Annotated in this window: 13 protein-coding genes; 3 read left to right on the forward strand and 10 right to left on the reverse strand. The window is 69.5% G+C overall.

All coding sequences use genetic code 11. The features are described 5' to 3' along the window. Positions 1–22: 22 nt before the first annotated feature. From QO011_RS12600 to QO011_RS12640, 9 genes are all read right to left on the reverse strand, one after another. Entirely contained in the window at positions 23–2,767 is a 2,745-nt protein-coding gene (locus QO011_RS12600; protein WP_307272277.1) for a LuxR C-terminal-related transcriptional regulator, read from the reverse strand. Positions 2,768–2,867: 100 nt separating this feature from the next. Further along, positions 2,868–3,953, reverse strand: coding sequence for an S-methyl thiohydantoin desulfurase family protein (locus tag QO011_RS12605; protein ID WP_307272278.1), 1,086 nt, complete (start codon positions 3,951–3,953; stop codon positions 2,868–2,870). A gap of 10 nt (positions 3,954–3,963) precedes the next feature. Continuing rightward, positions 3,964–5,052 (reverse strand): S-methyl thiohydantoin desulfurase family protein, encoded by a 1,089-nt coding sequence (locus QO011_RS12610; protein ID WP_307272348.1) that lies wholly within the window; start codon positions 5,050–5,052, stop codon positions 3,964–3,966. A gap of 8 nt (positions 5,053–5,060) precedes the next feature. Beyond that, positions 5,061–6,602: a hydantoinase/oxoprolinase N-terminal domain-containing protein gene (locus QO011_RS12615; RefSeq protein WP_307272281.1), complete on the reverse strand. Its 1,542-nt coding sequence runs from the start codon at positions 6,600–6,602 to the stop codon at positions 5,061–5,063. Between the two features lie 29 nt (positions 6,603–6,631). Beyond that, the gene (locus tag QO011_RS12620; protein ID WP_307272282.1) at positions 6,632–7,705 is read right to left on the reverse strand and encodes an ABC transporter ATP-binding protein; all 1,074 of its coding nucleotides are present in this window, start codon (positions 7,703–7,705) and stop codon (positions 6,632–6,634) included. A 36-nt stretch (positions 7,706–7,741) separates the two neighbouring features. Further along, positions 7,742–8,854, reverse strand: coding sequence for a type 2 periplasmic-binding domain-containing protein (locus QO011_RS12625; RefSeq protein WP_307272283.1), 1,113 nt, complete (start codon positions 8,852–8,854; stop codon positions 7,742–7,744). A gap of 45 nt (positions 8,855–8,899) precedes the next feature. Next, entirely contained in the window at positions 8,900–9,703 is an 804-nt protein-coding gene (locus tag QO011_RS12630; protein WP_307272285.1) for an ABC transporter permease, read from the reverse strand. Beyond that, on the reverse strand, positions 9,703–10,617 hold the full coding sequence (locus tag QO011_RS12635; RefSeq protein WP_307272286.1) for an ABC transporter permease: 915 nt from the start codon (positions 10,615–10,617) through the stop codon (positions 9,703–9,705). The genes QO011_RS12630 and QO011_RS12635 overlap by 1 nt, the downstream gene beginning before the upstream one ends. 33 nt (positions 10,618–10,650) lie before the next feature. After that, a complete protein-coding gene (locus QO011_RS12640; protein ID WP_307272288.1) occupies positions 10,651–11,424 on the reverse strand; it encodes an aspartate/glutamate racemase family protein in 774 nt (257 codons plus the stop codon). A gap of 326 nt (positions 11,425–11,750) precedes the next feature. On the opposite strand from QO011_RS12640, the gene QO011_RS12645 reads away from it, so the two are divergent. After that, positions 11,751–12,812, forward strand: a complete 1,062-nt coding sequence (locus QO011_RS12645) for a nitroreductase family protein (RefSeq protein ID WP_307272290.1) — start codon at positions 11,751–11,753, stop codon at positions 12,810–12,812. Between the two features lie 11 nt (positions 12,813–12,823). Here QO011_RS12645 and QO011_RS12650 read toward each other — a convergent pair whose 3' ends face one another. Further along, entirely contained in the window at positions 12,824–13,090 is a 267-nt protein-coding gene (locus QO011_RS12650; RefSeq protein WP_307272292.1) for a hypothetical protein, read from the reverse strand. Positions 13,091–13,443: 353 nt separating this feature from the next. Here QO011_RS12650 and QO011_RS12655 point away from each other — a divergent pair, with 353 nt between their 5' ends. Together QO011_RS12655 and QO011_RS12660 are read left to right on the forward strand one after the other, a co-directional pair. Then, positions 13,444–14,538: a LacI family DNA-binding transcriptional regulator gene (locus tag QO011_RS12655; protein WP_307272294.1), complete on the forward strand. Its 1,095-nt coding sequence runs from the start codon at positions 13,444–13,446 to the stop codon at positions 14,536–14,538. A gap of 184 nt (positions 14,539–14,722) precedes the next feature. Beyond that, on the forward strand, positions 14,723–15,667 hold the full coding sequence (locus QO011_RS12660; RefSeq protein WP_307272296.1) for an ABC transporter substrate-binding protein: 945 nt from the start codon (positions 14,723–14,725) through the stop codon (positions 15,665–15,667). Positions 15,668–15,729: the final 62 nt, after the last annotated feature.

Below are 15,729 nucleotides of genomic sequence, written 5' to 3' on the forward strand. Positions count from 1 at the left end.
TGAGCCCGGCGGTGCTGCGGGCTCAGCACGGCAGGGCCCGCGCCGCAGTCCGCTGCGGCTTGTCGACCAGGCCGATCTCGCTGGCGAGCGCCACCGCGATCCCCCGGCGGCTGACGCCGATCTTGGCGTAGACGTTCTTCAGGTGAAACTTGACCGTGGCGTCGGACAGGCCGAGCGCGCGGGCGATCTCCTTGTTGCTGCTGCCGGAGGTCAGCAGCTCCAACACCTGGCGCTCCCGCAGGCTGAGCAGATGCGTCACGGCGCCCTCCCCCGGCGCACGGAAGGAGACGCCGGCGATGCGGGCGATGAACCGCGCCGTGGCGGGGGCGAAGATGCTGAGGCCGAAGCGCCGGACGATGGCGCGGACGGCCTGGGCGAAGGAGCCGCCGGCGTCGAGGAAGGGCTGCAGGATCTCCTGGGGCCGGGCGAGCGCGACCGCCGTCTGCAGCGCGGCCAGCGCCTCGTCCGGCCGGCCGGCGCTCCAGGCCGCCTCCACCGTCAGCAGGGCGGCGTCGAGCAGGTGCAGGCTGGCGCCGCTGGCCTCGGCCAGGGCGGCCACGCGGCCGAGCAGCCGGATCGCCCGCTCCGGCTCGCCCATCCGCACCATGAGCCGAGCCCGGTTGAGCAGGGCTTCGTTGCGCTCGCGCCAGGTCGGCCAGCCCATGCAGGCATCCGGCGCCGGGCCGTCGACATCGCTGCAGCCCGGCATCTGGTCGAGCAGGCGCAGGGCCGATTCCAGCATGCCGGCCTGGGTGAGGATCTCGATGCGCAGCAGCAGCGCGGCGGTGGTGAGGCGCGGCAGGTGACGCTCGATCGCCACCTCGTCGACCCGGTCGACTGCGACGAAGGCGGCGTCCGGCCCCTCGAGGCGCAGGGCGGCCCGGGCCTTGGTGCCATAGCCGCGGATGAAGAGATCGACCCAGCCCTCGCCTGCCGCCATGTGCGGCATGGCGTCGGTGAGGTAGCGGTTGGCCTCGGCGACCTCGCCTCGGAGATAGAGGGCCTCGCCCAGCGGCATGTGCACGATGGCCAGGAGATTGGCGTCGCTCCACTGGGTGGCGTGGATCAGCGCCTCGGCCTCCTTCAGCGCCAGGATGGCCGAGGACAGGCCGCCGGAGAGGATGCCGACCAGGCCCTGATGCACCAGCATGAAGATCTGGCCGTAGGCGGTGCGCTCCTCGCGATAGCAGGCGAGCGCCTTGATGCAGGCGATGCGGGCGGCCGCCAGATCGCCGCGGCGGGTATAGGCGATGCACAGATGATTGTAGATCCAGCCGCACTGCCAGGTGTCGGCCGGCCCGAACGCGGCAACGCGGCGCTCGAGCGCCATGATGTGGTCGCCGTCCAGGTTGACGTCCTCGTAGACGTTGATCAGCCCCTCGATATGGAACAGGTCCTGCTCCGGGAAGGGCTCGGCCTGGTCGCCGCCGCGCCGCGCCATCCGCTTGAGGTCCTCGACCGCCTCGCGCGCCGCGGGGACCTGCCCCTGCTTGGACAGGACCAGCGCATGGCAGAGCTTCAGGGTCGCCGACCGGTGCACCACCTCGGGCGGCAGATTGGCGAGGATGGCGTTGAGCACCGTGTAGCCTGCCCGGATGAACAGCTTGACCCCGCCGGCCCGGCGGATGGCATCGGCGGCCGTGACGAAATCGCCGGCTCGCGCGGCATGGCGCACGGCCTTCTCCAGAAAGCCCCGTTCGGCGAACCATTTCGCCGCCATGGCGTGCAGCGCCGAGATCCGCTCGGAGGACCGATAGGCGAGATCGCTGGCGAGCGCCGCCCGCAGCACCGGATGCAGGCGCAGCCAGCCCGGGTTGCGCGGCACCGGATCGATCACCGGGTGCAGGCTCTCGATGTCGCGCGGCGCGCGATGGGCGACCTCGAAGCCGGCGAGGTGCGAGGCGAGATCGAGCGGAAACTCGTCGAGGATGGAGCAGGCCGCGATCGCCTCGCGCAGGTCCGGCGGGATGGCCGGCAGCAATTCGTCGTGGACGAAATCGGCATAGATCGCGTGGGTGCCGGCGAGCAAAGCCTGGCGCTCGTCCGGGCCCGGGCCGGCCGCCAGCAGCGGCGCGGCGAGACGGACCAGGGCGGGCCAGCCCTGCGTCACCGCGCAGAACCCCTCCAGCTCCTCGCGCGACAGGAGCCGGCCGAGGAGGCGCTGCGTCTCGCCGCGCGAGAAGGCCAGGTGCTCGGCCTGGATCTCGGCCAGCAGCCCGCGCAGGCGAAAGCGCGACAGGGCGATGCCGGGCCGACCCGAGGCGCTGATCACCAGCCGGACCTGCGCCGGCAGCACGCGCAGGAACTCGTCGAACAGGGCCGGGAAGGCCGAGCCCTTCGCCGCACAGAAATCGTCGAGGAACAGGACGAAGCGGTCCGGCTCCGCGGCCAGCGCCTCGACCAGTCCGCGCAGATCGACCGGATCGGCGCGGCCGTCGAAGGCGCCGGCGCGCCGGAGCGCCGCGACCATGCCGCGCAGGGCGAGGTGCGGGTCCTCGTCGCGGCCGGTCAGCGTCATCCACGCCGGGCGCTGGCCCGGCTCGGCAAAGCACCGGAAGGCGGCGGCCATCAGCCCGGTCTTGCCGAACCCGGCCGGCGCGTTGATCAGCACGACCTGGCCGGCGATGCCCTGGCGCAGCCGCTCCATGAGATAGGGGCGGTCGATGCTGTCGAGCAGGCTGCGCGGTGGCTGGAGCCGCGGCTCCAGCGTGGCGTCCGGCGTGATGACGATGCCGGCGCGCGCCGGCGTGCCCGTGGTCAGCTGCATGCTCCGACGCGCTCCCGATCCCAGCGGCGTGAGCATAGCACGATCGGTGCCAACTCCCGGCGCGGCCCGTGCGCCGGGAGTTCCGGCCGAAAAGACCGGCTCAGTCGAAGCCGCGATAGGCATGCGGCAGGCCGAAAGCTGCAGGCCCGAACACGGCGAGAGCTTCCGGCGTGCGCATGATCGGCGGCACCTGCACGGCGAGCACGTTGACGCGCTGCCCATAGCGCAGGCGCTCCGTGGTGATCGGCTCGGCAGTATCCGCCTCCAGGATGCAGATGAGGTCGGGGACGATCGCCAGCACCTGCTCGCCCTGCAGCGCCACCAGGTTCTCGTTCTGGATGCGGATGGCGATCGGCGGCCGCCCCGGGGCGAAGGGCTCGATCCGCACGGTGCCGACCGCCCAGCCGTTCTGGGTCGAGCGCTGGATGTCGGCGACCTTGCCCGAGCCGATCAGCCGGGCTTTCTGGTAGTGGGTGCCGGAGAAGAAGCCGATCAGCGCTTCTATCGGGTCGCGGCGCAGGCGGCGCGCCTCACGCAGCACGCGGCCGATGCCGATGGCCAGCGACATGGTGCCCGGCACCGAGACGCGGCGCGCCGTGGCGCCGTCCATGCCGTATTCGACCAGGGAGGACTGGCCGCCCATGCGGATGGTGATGCCGCGGGCCAGCCATTCGGCGAAGGCGGCCGAGCGGGTCTCCAGCATCACCGTATTGCCGTGCTCGTCGGCGATCGCCACCGGGCTCGCCGGCACGCCATAGACGTTGAAGGTCTCCATCTCCAGCTGCGGGAAGGCGCGGCCCATGCCGTCGGCGTCGATGACGGGCAGGCGCCGGGCCGCGGCGGCGACCAGCGGGATCATCGAGTTGACGCCGCCGGCCTCCATCGGGATGATGGCGTCGACACGCTTGCCAGTATGCGCCTCCCAGGACCGCATGGCGAGCTCGGGCTCCTCGCCCGAGGGCACCTTCTCGATCAGGATGGTCGGGGCGCCCATGTTGCCGCAGGAGACGACCTGGAACGCGTCGGGCACCTCGTCCAGCGCCAGCAGCGGCACCGATCCGTGCCGCTCGATCGCGCCGCGGGCCATCAGCTTGCCGATATAGGGGTCGCCGCCGCCGCCGGTGCCGAGCAGGGCGGCGCCGGTGGCGAGGTCGTCGAGGTCGGCGACCGTGATCTCGCGAGTCATGATCCGCTCCTCAGACGATGCTCTCGATCGGGGTGAACGGCTCCGTGAGACCGAAGCCCTTCGGTCCGAACACGTCGAGCGCCTCGGGCGAGCGCATGATCGCCGGCACCGCCACCGACAGCACCGTGACGCGCTGGCCGAAGCGCAGCTGCTCCGTGGTGATCGGCTCGGCGGTCTCGCTGTCCATGATGCAGATCAGGTCCGGCACGATGGCCCGGACCTGGCCGTCGAGGCGGGCGATGAGGTTCTCGTTCTGGATCTCGATCTCCATCAGCCCGTCCCAGCCCTCCAGCCCCTCGATGCGGGCACGACCGACGGAAAAGCCGGCGCGCGTCTCGCGCCGCATGTCGACGATCTTGCCCTTGAAGATGATGCGCCCGTAGGAATAGGGCGTGTCGGGCAGGAGCCGGAGCAGGGCGTCGAACGGGTTCTCGTGCCGGTCCTTGGCCTCTCGCAGGCAGCGACCGATGCGCATGGCCAGCGTCAGCGTGTTGCGGATCGAGGTGCGCTTCATATCGGCGCCGGACATGCCGTATTCGGCGATATAGGCGCAGCCGCCCATGCGGATGGCGGCGCCGCGCGCCAGCCATTCCATCATCTTGTTGTCGCGGCCGTGGATCAGGGCGCTGTCGCCGTACTCGTTGGTGACGCAGAGCGGGCTGCCGGAGATGCCGTAGACCCCGAAGGTCTCCATCTGCAGCTCCGGGAAGGCCCGGCCCATGCCGTCGGCGTCGACGATCGGCAGGCCGAGCCGGGCGCCGACCACCAGCGGGATGGTGGAGTTGATGCCGCCGATCTCGATCGGCATGGTGGCGAAGGCGCGGCGGCCGAAATGGGCCTCCAACGCCCTCAGCGAAGCGATCGCCTCCTCCCCGCTCGGGATCTTCTCCACCAGCACGGTCGGCGCGCCCATCATGGCGGTGGGGATGACCAGGGCGTCGTCGGGCACGTCGAGCGGGTCGATCACCTCCACCGTCAGGCCGTCGTCGAGGCATTGCTGCACCATCAGGCGCCCGACATAGGGGTCGCCGCCGCCGCCGGTGCCGAGGAAGGCGGCGCCGCGGGCGAGGTCGAGGAGATCGGCGCCGTCGAGCTTCATCGTCGTCCTCATGCGATCACCAGGTCGCCGACCGCCTTGATGCGGATGCGGGTGGCGCTGCCGGGCAGATAGGCGAGCGGCACCTCCTCGATATCGACGATCTTGATGCTCCCGGCCGCCGCACCGGCCTCCGCGGCCCGGTCGGAGGCCTCCTGCTTGGCCGCGCCCAGCACCGCGTCGCGGCTGGTGCCTTCGAGGGAATAGATGCGGTCGACCTCGCCGCCGACCTGGGCGATGGCCGCGCCGATGGCGTTGGCGACCGCGGCATTCTCGGGCCGGATCACCTCGGAGGCGGAGGGCAGGTCGCGCGAGACCAGGATGGCGCCGCCGCCGACCAGGATCACCGGCAGGGGCTCGGCGCTGGTCTTCATGCGGTCCACCACCTCGTCGACCATGCGGTGGATGGTGTCGAGGGCGTTGTCGATGGTCGAGCGCGGCACGTGGCGCACCAGCTCGGGATCGCCGATCTGCTCCAGCCCCGCGGCGACGACGATGTCGGTCGTCGTCAGGGTGTCGCCGCCGAACACCAGGGCCCGGCTGGTGATCTCGTAGCCGACGGAATCCGGGCCGATACGCCGGCCGTCGTCGCGCACGATGCTGCCGCCGCCGAGGCCGAGCGCGACCACGTCGGGCATGCGGAAATTGGTGCGCACCCCGCCGATGTCGACGGAGACGGCGGATTCTCGCGGGAAGCCGTGCATCAGCATGCCGACATCCGAGGTGGTGCCGCCGATATCGACCACCATCGCCTCCTTGCGGGCGGCGAGCATGGCGGCGCCGCGCATCGAGTTGGTCGGGCCGGAGGCGAAGGTGAGGACGGGGTAGCGCTCGACGAAGTCGGGGGTCATCAGCGTGCCGTCGTTCTGGCTGATGAAGAACGGCGCGGCGATGCGCATCTCCTTCAAGGCGATGCGGAAGGAGCTCACCACCTTGGCGGCGAGGTCCGCCAGGCAGGCATTCATGATCGTGGCGTTCTCCCGCTCGAGGAAGCCGACGCGGCCGACCTCGTGGCTGAGCGAGATCCTGAGGCCGGGGACCTCGGCGAGAAGGATCTCGGCGGCACGCTTCTCCATCACCGAGGTCACCGGCGAGAACACCGAGGTGACCGCCGCAGCCTTCAGGCCGCGGGCGCGGATCTCGCCGGCGATGCGGCGGATCTCGGCTTCGTCGAGCGGCGCGATCTCGCGGCCGTCGAACTCGTTGCCGCCGCGCACCATGAAGACGTGCCGGCCGAGGGTGTCGGCGAGGTCGGCGGGCCAGTCGGTCAGCGGCGGCAGCGCCTTGGTCGCGGGCAGGCCGAGGCGGATCGCCGCCACCTCCAGGAGCCGCCGCCGCTCGACCACCGCGTTGGTGAAATGGGTGGTGCCGATCATCACCGCCTCGATGTCGGCCGGCCCGACGCCGGTGCCCTCCAGCACCTGGCGCAGCACCGCCGTGATGCCGGAGGAGACGTCCGGCGTGGTCGGGGTCTTGCAGGCGGACTTAACGAGGAGGCCGTCCATCAGGGCGGCATCCGTGTTGGTGCCGCCGACGTCGATGCCGATGCGCATGGGTCGATCTCTGGAGAAGGGAAGCGGGGTCAGGCGTGCAGCGTCTTGCCGCGATCGGGATCCCAGCCGACCGTGACCATGCCGCCGACGGGAAAGCGGGCGAGGCGCGACTGGTTCTGGCGCTCGGCCACCAGCGTCTGGCCGCCGACGTCGAGGCGGTAGCGCACGATCGCTCCCTGATAGGTCTCGCCGAGCACGGTGGCGGGCAGGCGGATCGGCACGTCGGCCGCCTCGCCGGGGCCGAACAGCAGGACGTTCTCCGGCCGCACCACCAGCTTCGCCGCCGCGCCGTCGGGAAGGTCGCGGCCGCCGGCGCTGGGCAGCTCGGTGCCGGCGAGGTCGACCACCACCCCCTCCCCGGTCCGGCGCTTCAGCGTGACGTCGAACACGTTGGAATGGCCGATGAAGGTGGTGACGAACAGGTCCTGCGGGCTTTCGTAGATCTCCTGCGGCGTGCCGACCTGCACCACGACGGAGCGGTTCATCACGCCGATGCGGTCGGACATGGTCAGCGCCTCGTCCTGGTCGTGCGTGACATAGACCGTGGTGATGCCGAGCGAGCGCTGCAGGTCCTTGATCCAGTATTTCATGTCCTCGCGCAGGCTCTTGTCGAGCGCCGAGAGCGGCTCGTCGAGCAGCAGGATGCGGGGCTCGGTCACCAGCACCCGGGCCAGCGCCACGCGCTGCTGCTCGCCGCCGGAGAGCTGGCGCTGGAAGCGCTCGTCATAGCCGGTGAGCCCGACCTGGCGCAGCGCGTCGGCGACCTTGCGGCGGATGGTCTCGCGCGGCTGCTTGCGCAGCATCAGCCCGAAGGCGATGTTCTCGGCCACGCTCATATGCGGGAAGATGGCGTAGTTCTGGAAGACGATGCCGATGCCGCGCTTTTCCGGCGGCAGCGCGGTGATGTCCTCGCCGCCGACCAGGATCTGCCCGCCGCTCGGCCGGACGAAGCCGGCGATCATCCGCAGCGTCGTCGTCTTGCCGCAGCCGGAGGGGCCGAGCAGGGAGAAGAACTCGCCCTGGCGGATGTGGAGGTCGACCGCGTTGACCGCGACCGAGCCGCCATAGGCCTTGGTGAGACGCTTGAGCTGGACGTCGGACATGGGCCCCGCCTTCCTGAAGTTCGATCGATGACAGGTTCAGCCGGCGAAGATGCCGTTGACCTTCTCGACGATGTCGTCCTCGTTGGCGAGGTAGGCGTTCCAGTCGGGGATCCAGAAGTCCTTGATCGCGTCGGCGGAGTTCTTGACGCCGGCCCTGACCAGGTTGGGCGGCAGCTCCATGTTGCTGATGGTCGGGCGGATGTAGAACTCCTTGCCCATCGGCGTGAGGAAGTCCGCGGTCAGCGCCCGGTCGAGCAGGGCGAAGGCGAGCTTCTTCTGCACGGGGTCGGCATAGCGGCTGACCGTGTAGGTCTGGGTCAGCACCGGCTGCTTCTCCGTCCAGTACCAGAAGGCGAAGGGGGCGCCCTTGTCGCGCGCCTGCATCGGCTCGGCGTCGTCGAGCACGGCGACGATCACCTCGCCGCGCTCCATCAGCGACTGCATGTTGCCGGTGAAGTCGGAGATCTTGGCCGGCATCAGCTCCTTCATCGCCTGGTAGCCGGCTTCCAGGTCATACTGGTCCTTGCCGAACAGGCTGCAGGCCACCAGGAAGAAGTCCATCTGCAGCGTGTTGGAGGTGATGTAGGTGCCGCGCTTGCCGGCAAATTCGGGCTTCCACAGGTCCTTGAAGGCGGCCGGCGGCGTCTTCACCAGGTCCGTGCGGTAGGCATAGCCGTACTGGCCGAAGGCCCAGGTGACGCCGACGCCGTTGGCGGTGGCGAAGGGCCACAGATGCTTGCCGTTGGGGACGTTGGGCAGGACCTCGTCGATCTTCAGGAAGAAGTCGCCCGCCTTGGCCGTCTTGAACATCTCCGGCAGGTTCCAGTTGGTGATGTCGAGCGGCGGCTTCTCGGCGCCGCCGGCCACGAATTTCGGGAACCAGGGCCAGGAGGAATCGTAGGAGATCTTGCAGTTGAAGTCCTTCTGGAACTGGGTGAGCAGGTATTTGGAGACGAGATCGCCCCAGGGCCCGCCCCACTCGCCGACGCGCAGCGTCGCCCCGCCGGCGTCGAACACGCCGCCGTCATAGGCCACGTCGGCCGACCAGGCATGGTTGATGTTGAACAGCGGCAGCGCCGCCGCCGCGGCGCCGGTCTGCAGGAGCTTGCGGCGCGTCAGGCCGGTGCGGGGGGATCGGCTGTCCTTCATGGCACTCTCTCCTTCAATCCGGGTTGATGCGGGCATGCGCTGGGGTCAGGCGCCGAACATGCGCCTGAGGTTGACGAGACGGGACGTGATCACGGTGGAGACCACGACCAGGGCGATGGCGAAGATGCCGGCGGCGGCGGCGATGGGCTGGAAGGCGTAGCGCAGCGAGATGTACATCGCCATCGGCAGGGTCTGCATGTTCGGCGTCGACAGGAACAGCGCCACCTCGAACTGGCCGAACGAGACGATGAAGGCGAAGATCGCCCCGGCCGAGATGCCGGAGGAGACGATGCGCAGGGTGATCTTGCGGAAGGCGGTGAAGGGCGAGGCGCCGAGGCTGCGGGCCGCCTCCTCCAGGCTGAGGTCGAAGCCGACCAGCGAGGCCGTCACCGTGGCGACGACGAAGGGCATGGTGACCAGGACATGGCCGATCAGCATGCCGGCCACGGTGCGCGACAGGCCGATGCCCGAGGTGACGTAGAACACGTAGAGCGCCAGGCCCAGCACCACGCCGGGCAGGACGATCGGCAGCATGAAGAAGCCGCGCAGCGCCGCCACGGCCGGGCTTTCCGAGCGGGTGAGGAACAGCGCCGCCGCCGTGCCGAGCACGGTGGAGATCACGGTGGCGCCCAGCGCGAGGCCGAAGCTGAAGAGATAGGCGTGGAGGAAGGTCGGGTCGGTGAGGAAGGCCTGGATCCAGCGCAGGGACAGGCCCTGCGGCGGGAAGGTCAGATAATCCCCGGCATTGAGCCCGGCGAGGATGACGATCGCCACCGGCAGCAGCAGCACCACCAGCGCCAGCACCGCGACGACCTTGAACACCAGCGGGACGGCCGGCTCCTCGCGCATCACGCCCTCCCCCCGGCCGAGCGGGACGCGGCGCGATGGTAGATCGCGATGGCGAGGAGGCTGATGACGAACAGCACCACCGCCACGGCCGAGCCGAACTGCCAGCGCCCGGTCTCGGAGATCTGCTGGAAGATGTGGATGGGCAGCACCATCACCTTCCAGCCGCCCATCAGGGCCGGCACGACATAGGAGCTGATGGCGAGCGCGAAGACGAGCAGGCTTCCCGCCAGCACGCCGGGCATGGAGAGCGGCAGGACGACATGGCGGAAGGCGGCCCAGCGCGAGGCGCCGAGGCTGCGGGCCGCCTCCTCCAGCGAGGGATGGATGCCCTTGATGATGCCGATCAGCGACAGCACCATGAAGGGCAGCGTCACCTGCACCAGGCCGACGATCACGCCGAAGATGTTGTACATCAGCGGCAGGGGTTTCTCGATCAGGCCGGCGGCGATCAGCGTGCCGTTGATCAGGCCGTTGTCGCCCATCAGCACCATCAGGCCGTAGAGCCGGATCACCATGTCGAGCTGCATCGAGGACAGCACGAGGACCATCAGCGCGGTGTTGCGGCCGGGATGCTCGGTCTTGGCGATGAGGAAGGCCAGGGGATAGCCGAGGATCAGGCAGACCACCGCCACGGCGAGCGCGATGCCGATCGAGCGGACGATGGCGAGGGAATAGATGTCGCGGGTGAAGATGCGCTCGAAGTTCGCCAGCGTGAAATCGCCCTGCAGCGTGACGACGCCGGCGGCGGACTTGTCGAGCGACAGGGCGAACAGCGACAGGACGGGAACGACGAAGAAGGCGAGGAAGAACAGCAGCGCCGGCAGCACCAGCCACCACAGGCCCAGCCCCTGCCAGGGGCGGCGCCGGGCCCGGCCGGCCGTGCGGGACAGAACCGCGCCTTCCGCCATCGCCATGCCCTGCTCCTCCTTCGCCACCACGGTGCGCGGCTATTCAGCCGCAGCCGGCCAGCGACAGTGAAGATCGGGATAGCCCACCAGCGGCTTGGCCGGGGGCGCGGGATAGGTGCGCTTGGATTGGGTGAGCTCGAGCCGGGCGAGCGCCGCCGCGACCTGCACGGCGGTCGGGATCGGGTCGATCACCGGCACGTCGATGATGCCGCGCCGCGCCAGGCCCTCGCTGACGGCGGCAGCGCAGCCCATCAGGCCGGTGCAGCCGAAGATGATGGCGTCGGCGCCATCGAGCTCGACCGCCTTCGCCGCCTCCTCCACCAGCAAGGCGTTGGTGCGGGCAAGATCTGTCTCCAGCTCCAGCACCGGGATGTCGACGCTGCGCACCGAGGCGAGCTTGCCGGAAAGGCCGTAGAGCGCCGCCTCGTTCTCGAACGAGGCGCGCAGGCGCCGCATCACGGTGACGACGGAGAAGGTGTGGCCGAGCATGGCGGCGATGTGCATCGCCGTCTCGGCCGGGCCGAGCACCGGGATGCCGACGACCTCGCGGCCGGGGCGCAGGCCGGGATCGCCCATGCAATCGATGATGACGGCATCGGCCCCCTCGCCTTCCGCCTCGATGATCCGCGCCAGCGTGCCCGGCACGGAGAGCGCCGCCTCGAACTCGCTCTCGATCGAGGCGGGCCCGCTGGCGATCTCGACATGGCTGACCGTGACCCCGGGCACTTCGAGGGCTCTGAGGTCCTCGGCACGCCGGAACCCCTTGGTGGTGATGGGCGTGACCACCCTGACATGGACATGGGAGCGCAGCATGGCTTCCTCCGCCGGTCGATCGAATGCCTCGACGGTGGCATCGGGACCGCGCCGCGCCAAGGGGACGGGAGAGCTAGGTTGCCGGCTATTTGGGAGGGCCCGGCCGCGCAAGATTGTTTCGCGGACCTAGCCAAAAGGATAGGTCTAGGTGAGGGTCATCGATCTAAGCTCCTCACGACGCTGGATATTTCGCAAGAACCGCTCCCGCCCGCCGGCTGTGCGGGGCGCGCAATGCCCCTCCGAGGCCGATTCCGCCCGCGTTGACAGCCCCGGCCCAGCTCCCTCAACTCCGCTGCCATGCTGCCGCGGACGACGAGCCCGACGCCATGACCGACACGCCATCGCCGACGCTGCCGGCGCCCGCGGATGCCGCCCGCCGCCAGCCCCTGCCGGGCTCGATCGCCGGCGGCCTGCGACAGGCCGCCGGCATGGTCTGGCTCGAGCTGCGGCTCATCGCCAACCATGTCTATGACTATGCCCGCTTCCGCGGCGCCAGCTTCATCCATGCCGAGCGCGGCCGCGAGCATCGGCGGGCGCATATCCATATCCTGGCGCACATGATCGAGTACGGCCTCGCCCTGCCCGATCCCCGGCTCGGCTTCGGGCGAGACCGGCGCGAATTGCTGCTGGGGCGGCTCAGCGACTATCTCGACCGCTACGGGCTCGACGAGGTCGCTGCCTTCGGCCTGAAGGCGCTCGATGGCTATTGCGCCGCCAATCGCGGCGCCGACCTCGCCGGCCTCGACGCGGCGCTCGATGCGCTCGACGCCCGCCACGGCTTCCGCCGCCACGCCGGCCGCGGCGGCACGGAGGAGGTGACGGCCGACGCGATCCGGCGCGTCACCGCCATCGACTTTGCAGCCTTCATGCAGGCCCGCCACAGCGTCCGGCACTATGCGCCGCAGCCGGTGTCGGCGGTCGAGATCGAGCAGGCGGTGGCGATCGCCCAGCAGACGCCCTCCTCCTGCAACCGCCAGACCTGCCGGGTCCACGCCTTCACCGAGCCGGACAAGCGCGCCCGCGTGCTGGCGCTGCAATCGGGCAATCGCGGCTTCGGCCACGAGATCGGCGCCGTGATGGTGGTGACGGCGGACATGGCGCATCTCAACACCGTGGGGGAGCGCAACCAGGCCTTCGTCGACGGCGGCATGTTCGCCATGACGCTGGCGCTGGGCTTCCATGGCCAGGGCATGGGTGCGGTGATGCTGAACTGGAGCGTCACCGCCGGCCGCGACCGGGCCCTGCGCCGGCTGGCCGGCCTCGCCGACAGCGAGCTGGTCATCACCCTGATCGGCGCCGGGCACCTGCCGGAGCGCTTCCGTGTGCCGGTGTCGCAGCGCAAGTCCCTGGCCGAGATCCTGCGGATCGATCCCGCGCTGGCGGGCTAGGCGTGCGCCTCTCAGCGCACCGGATAGCCGTGGCGTGACTGGGTGGCGGAGATCAGCAGCTGCGCCTTGGCATCCTGCCCCGACTGGCAGGCGATGCCGGCGGCGTCGAGGTCCTTGACCATCTGCGCATAGACCTCCTTGCCGATGAAGCCGACCTTGAGGTCCTTGTCGATGATGGTGCGGACATAGCCGATGCGCTCGTGGCAGGACATGGCGGCGGCGGCCGGGACCGCGGAGGCGCAAAGGGCCAGGGCGGCGAGGACGGGCAGGAAGCGCATGACTGGACGATCTCCGACGAATCGCGACAGGGCGATGGGACCGCCGAACGCGGGCGGGGTCAACAGGGTGCGGCGCGCGAGCCCGGGCCAGGCGATGGCACCCAGCCGCTGAACCCGCGGGACAGGCTGCGACCGAAGCTGGGTGGTCCCAGGCACGGCGGGCGCGCGCGGCAGGCGCTGCCGGGCAAGCCGTCCCGGTGAGCTCCTTGACACCTCCGCCACAAGCGAGCTAACCTCCAACCTAATCGATTAGGTAACCCTCGGATCACATGATAATCTGTCAGTAATATCAGGATCTTGATCTTATCAAAACGGTTATGGAAGCTCGAGGCTCTCAGGTGCGCAGGTCGACAATGCGCGACGTCAGTCGCGCGACAGGGCTGTCGATGTTCACGGTTTCGCGCGCCCTGAGCGGCGCCGACGGCGTGTCCGAGGAAAGCCGTGAGCAGGTCCTGAAGGCGGCGCGCGAGCTCGGCTACGTCCTGAACCGCGCGGCTCAGGAGCTGCGGCGCGCCAGCCGCGACACCGTCGCCGTCATCACCGCGAGCACGTCGAACTCCTACTATCTGGAAATGATGCGCGGCATCCAGCAGGCGCTGAGGCCCTCGAGCTGGACCGTCGTGGTCGGCGACGTCGCCGTCGACGGAGCCTACGATCCACGCCTTGAGGACCGCATGGTCCAGCGTCTGATCGAGTCGCGGGCCGCCGGCGTCATTTCCACGTTGACGCTCACGCCCGAGAACACGCGCCTGCTTTCGACCTGGGATATTGCGGTCGTCTTCGTCGATTCCGCGCCCCCCGCCAGCGCGCGGGACTTTCCCAGCGTCACGACCGACAATTACAGCGCCAGCCTCATCGTCGGCGCGCACCTGGCGGAGCACCGCTTCGAGCGCTGGCTCCTGCTGATCTATCCGCCGAAATGGTCGACCCGGTTCGATCGCGAGCGCGGACTGCGCGATTCCGCCAAATCGCACGGCGCCGACCTGGTGGTCCTGGAGAGCGAGAACGACGCCGAATCCGGCCACCGGACCCTCGGCGACCATCTCGATCGGACAGGCAGGCTGCCCGACGTGCTGATCGCCGGCAACAACCCCCTGCTCCTCGGTGCGATGAAGCTGGCGAAGGATCGGGGTCTCTCGATTCCGGGCGACATGGCGCTCGTCGGCTATGACGAGTTCGCGTGGTCGGAGCTCGTGGATCCGCCGCTCACGGTCCTGAACGAACGGTCGGAGGAGATCGGGCGCCGGGCCGCTCTGACTCTCGCCGAGATCATCGATGCCCAGTCGGACGCCGAACGGACGGGCGGTTCCAAGACGCCGGTCTATCTGCCCCGTCACCAGCACCAGGTCGCCGCGGATCTCACGATCCGCAGGTCCTGTGGCTGCAGCGTTCCGAAAGGAAGGATTGGAAGGGAGGACGAGATGAAGCACCCGGATCCGGTGACTTAGCCGCTCGGAAGAGCGCCGAACCCCATTGATATCCCGGCAGAACCGAGGAGCTCGACGCCTCGGAACGGGATGGTGTGCGCCCAACAGGGCCAGCCTCCGTGCCTCAGCGGCACGGTCGTCGACGGCGTTTGCCGGCCGCGCCGCTTATCGAAGCCGGCAACAGAGGAAACTGGAGGAGAGAACCATGAGTCTTTTGAAATCCCGCCTGGCAACCGCCGCCGCCACGCTCGCGCTCGTCGCGGCCGCCTGGTCGGCTCCGGCCCTTGCGAAGATGCCGGAGAAGATCACCAGCATCGGCCTGATGGTGCAGGACATGTCCAACCCGTTCTTCTCGGCGATGGACAAGGGCGCCAAGGAGGCCGCGGCGAAGATCGGCGCCACGCTGAACACCCAGGATGCGCAGCTCGACCTCGCCAACCAGAACACCCAGATCGATGCGTTCATCCAGCAGGGCGTGAACCTCATCGTCATCTCGGCGGTGGACGAAGCCGGCATCGAGCCGGCGATCCAGCGCGCCAAGGACGCCGGCGTCATCGTGATCGCGGTCGACACGCCGGCCCATGGCGCCGACGCGGTGATCATGACCAATGCGGTCCAGGCCGGCGAGAAGTCCTGCGACTATCTCTTCAAGGAGATGGGCGGCAAGGGCGAGGTCCTGCTGGTCGACGGGACGCCGATCCAGACCATCATCGACCGCATCAACGGCTGCAAGACCGTCGCCAAGAGCTATCCCGGCATCAAGATCGTCGGCCAGCAGGCATCCAAGAACGATCGCGCCTCGGGCCTGGCGGTGACCACCGACATGCTGACCGCCAATCCCGACGTGACCGGCATCTTCGGCATGAACGACCCGTCCGCGCTCGGCGCCGTGCTCGCGGTCGAGCAGGCCGGCAAGGTCTCGCAGATCAAGGTGACCGGGGTCGACGGCAGCCCCGAGGCGGTGGCGGAGCTGAAGCGCGAGGGCTCGCCCTTCATCGGCACCGCGACGCAGAACCCGGCCGAGATGGTGCGCCAGGCGGTCCAGATCGCTGAGGACATGGTCGCCGGCAAGCCGCCGAAGGAGAAGACCATCCTGATCCCGAGCGTCCTCGTCACGCGCGAGACGGTGAAGGACTATCCGGGCTGGTAACAGACACATCAGGCGAGGGACGGCGGCATGCTCCGCCATCCCTCGCCGCACGGATCCTGGCG

The sequence above is a fragment of the Labrys wisconsinensis genome, assembly GCF_030814995.1.
GTDB classification, from domain to species: Bacteria; Pseudomonadota; Alphaproteobacteria; order Rhizobiales; family Labraceae; genus Labrys; species Labrys wisconsinensis.

Excerpts from the sequence above, each read along its gene's own strand:
- QO011_RS12600 (WP_307272277.1), bottom strand. The coding sequence starts at position 2,767 with ATGCAGCTGACCACGGGCACGCCGGCGCGCGCCGGCATCGTCATCACG.
- QO011_RS12605 (WP_307272278.1), bottom strand. The coding sequence starts at position 3,953 with ATGACTCGCGAGATCACGGTCGCCGACCTCGACGACCTCGCCACCGGC.
- QO011_RS12610 (WP_307272348.1), bottom strand. The coding sequence starts at position 5,052 with ATGAAGCTCGACGGCGCCGATCTCCTCGACCTCGCCCGCGGCGCCGCC.
- QO011_RS12615 (WP_307272281.1), bottom strand. The coding sequence starts at position 6,602 with ATGCGCATCGGCATCGACGTCGGCGGCACCAACACGGATGCCGCCCTG.
- QO011_RS12620 (WP_307272282.1), bottom strand. The coding sequence starts at position 7,705 with ATGTCCGACGTCCAGCTCAAGCGTCTCACCAAGGCCTATGGCGGCTCG.
- QO011_RS12625 (WP_307272283.1), bottom strand. The coding sequence starts at position 8,854 with ATGAAGGACAGCCGATCCCCCCGCACCGGCCTGACGCGCCGCAAGCTC.
- QO011_RS12630 (WP_307272285.1), bottom strand. The coding sequence starts at position 9,703 with ATGCGCGAGGAGCCGGCCGTCCCGCTGGTGTTCAAGGTCGTCGCGGTG.
- QO011_RS12635 (WP_307272286.1), bottom strand. The coding sequence starts at position 10,617 with ATGGCGATGGCGGAAGGCGCGGTTCTGTCCCGCACGGCCGGCCGGGCC.
- QO011_RS12640 (WP_307272288.1), bottom strand. The coding sequence starts at position 11,424 with ATGCTGCGCTCCCATGTCCATGTCAGGGTGGTCACGCCCATCACCACC.
- QO011_RS12645 (WP_307272290.1), top strand. The coding sequence starts at position 11,751 with ATGACCGACACGCCATCGCCGACGCTGCCGGCGCCCGCGGATGCCGCC.
- QO011_RS12650 (WP_307272292.1), bottom strand. The coding sequence starts at position 13,090 with ATGCGCTTCCTGCCCGTCCTCGCCGCCCTGGCCCTTTGCGCCTCCGCG.
- QO011_RS12655 (WP_307272294.1), top strand. The coding sequence starts at position 13,444 with ATGCGCGACGTCAGTCGCGCGACAGGGCTGTCGATGTTCACGGTTTCG.
- QO011_RS12660 (WP_307272296.1), top strand. The coding sequence starts at position 14,723 with ATGAGTCTTTTGAAATCCCGCCTGGCAACCGCCGCCGCCACGCTCGCG.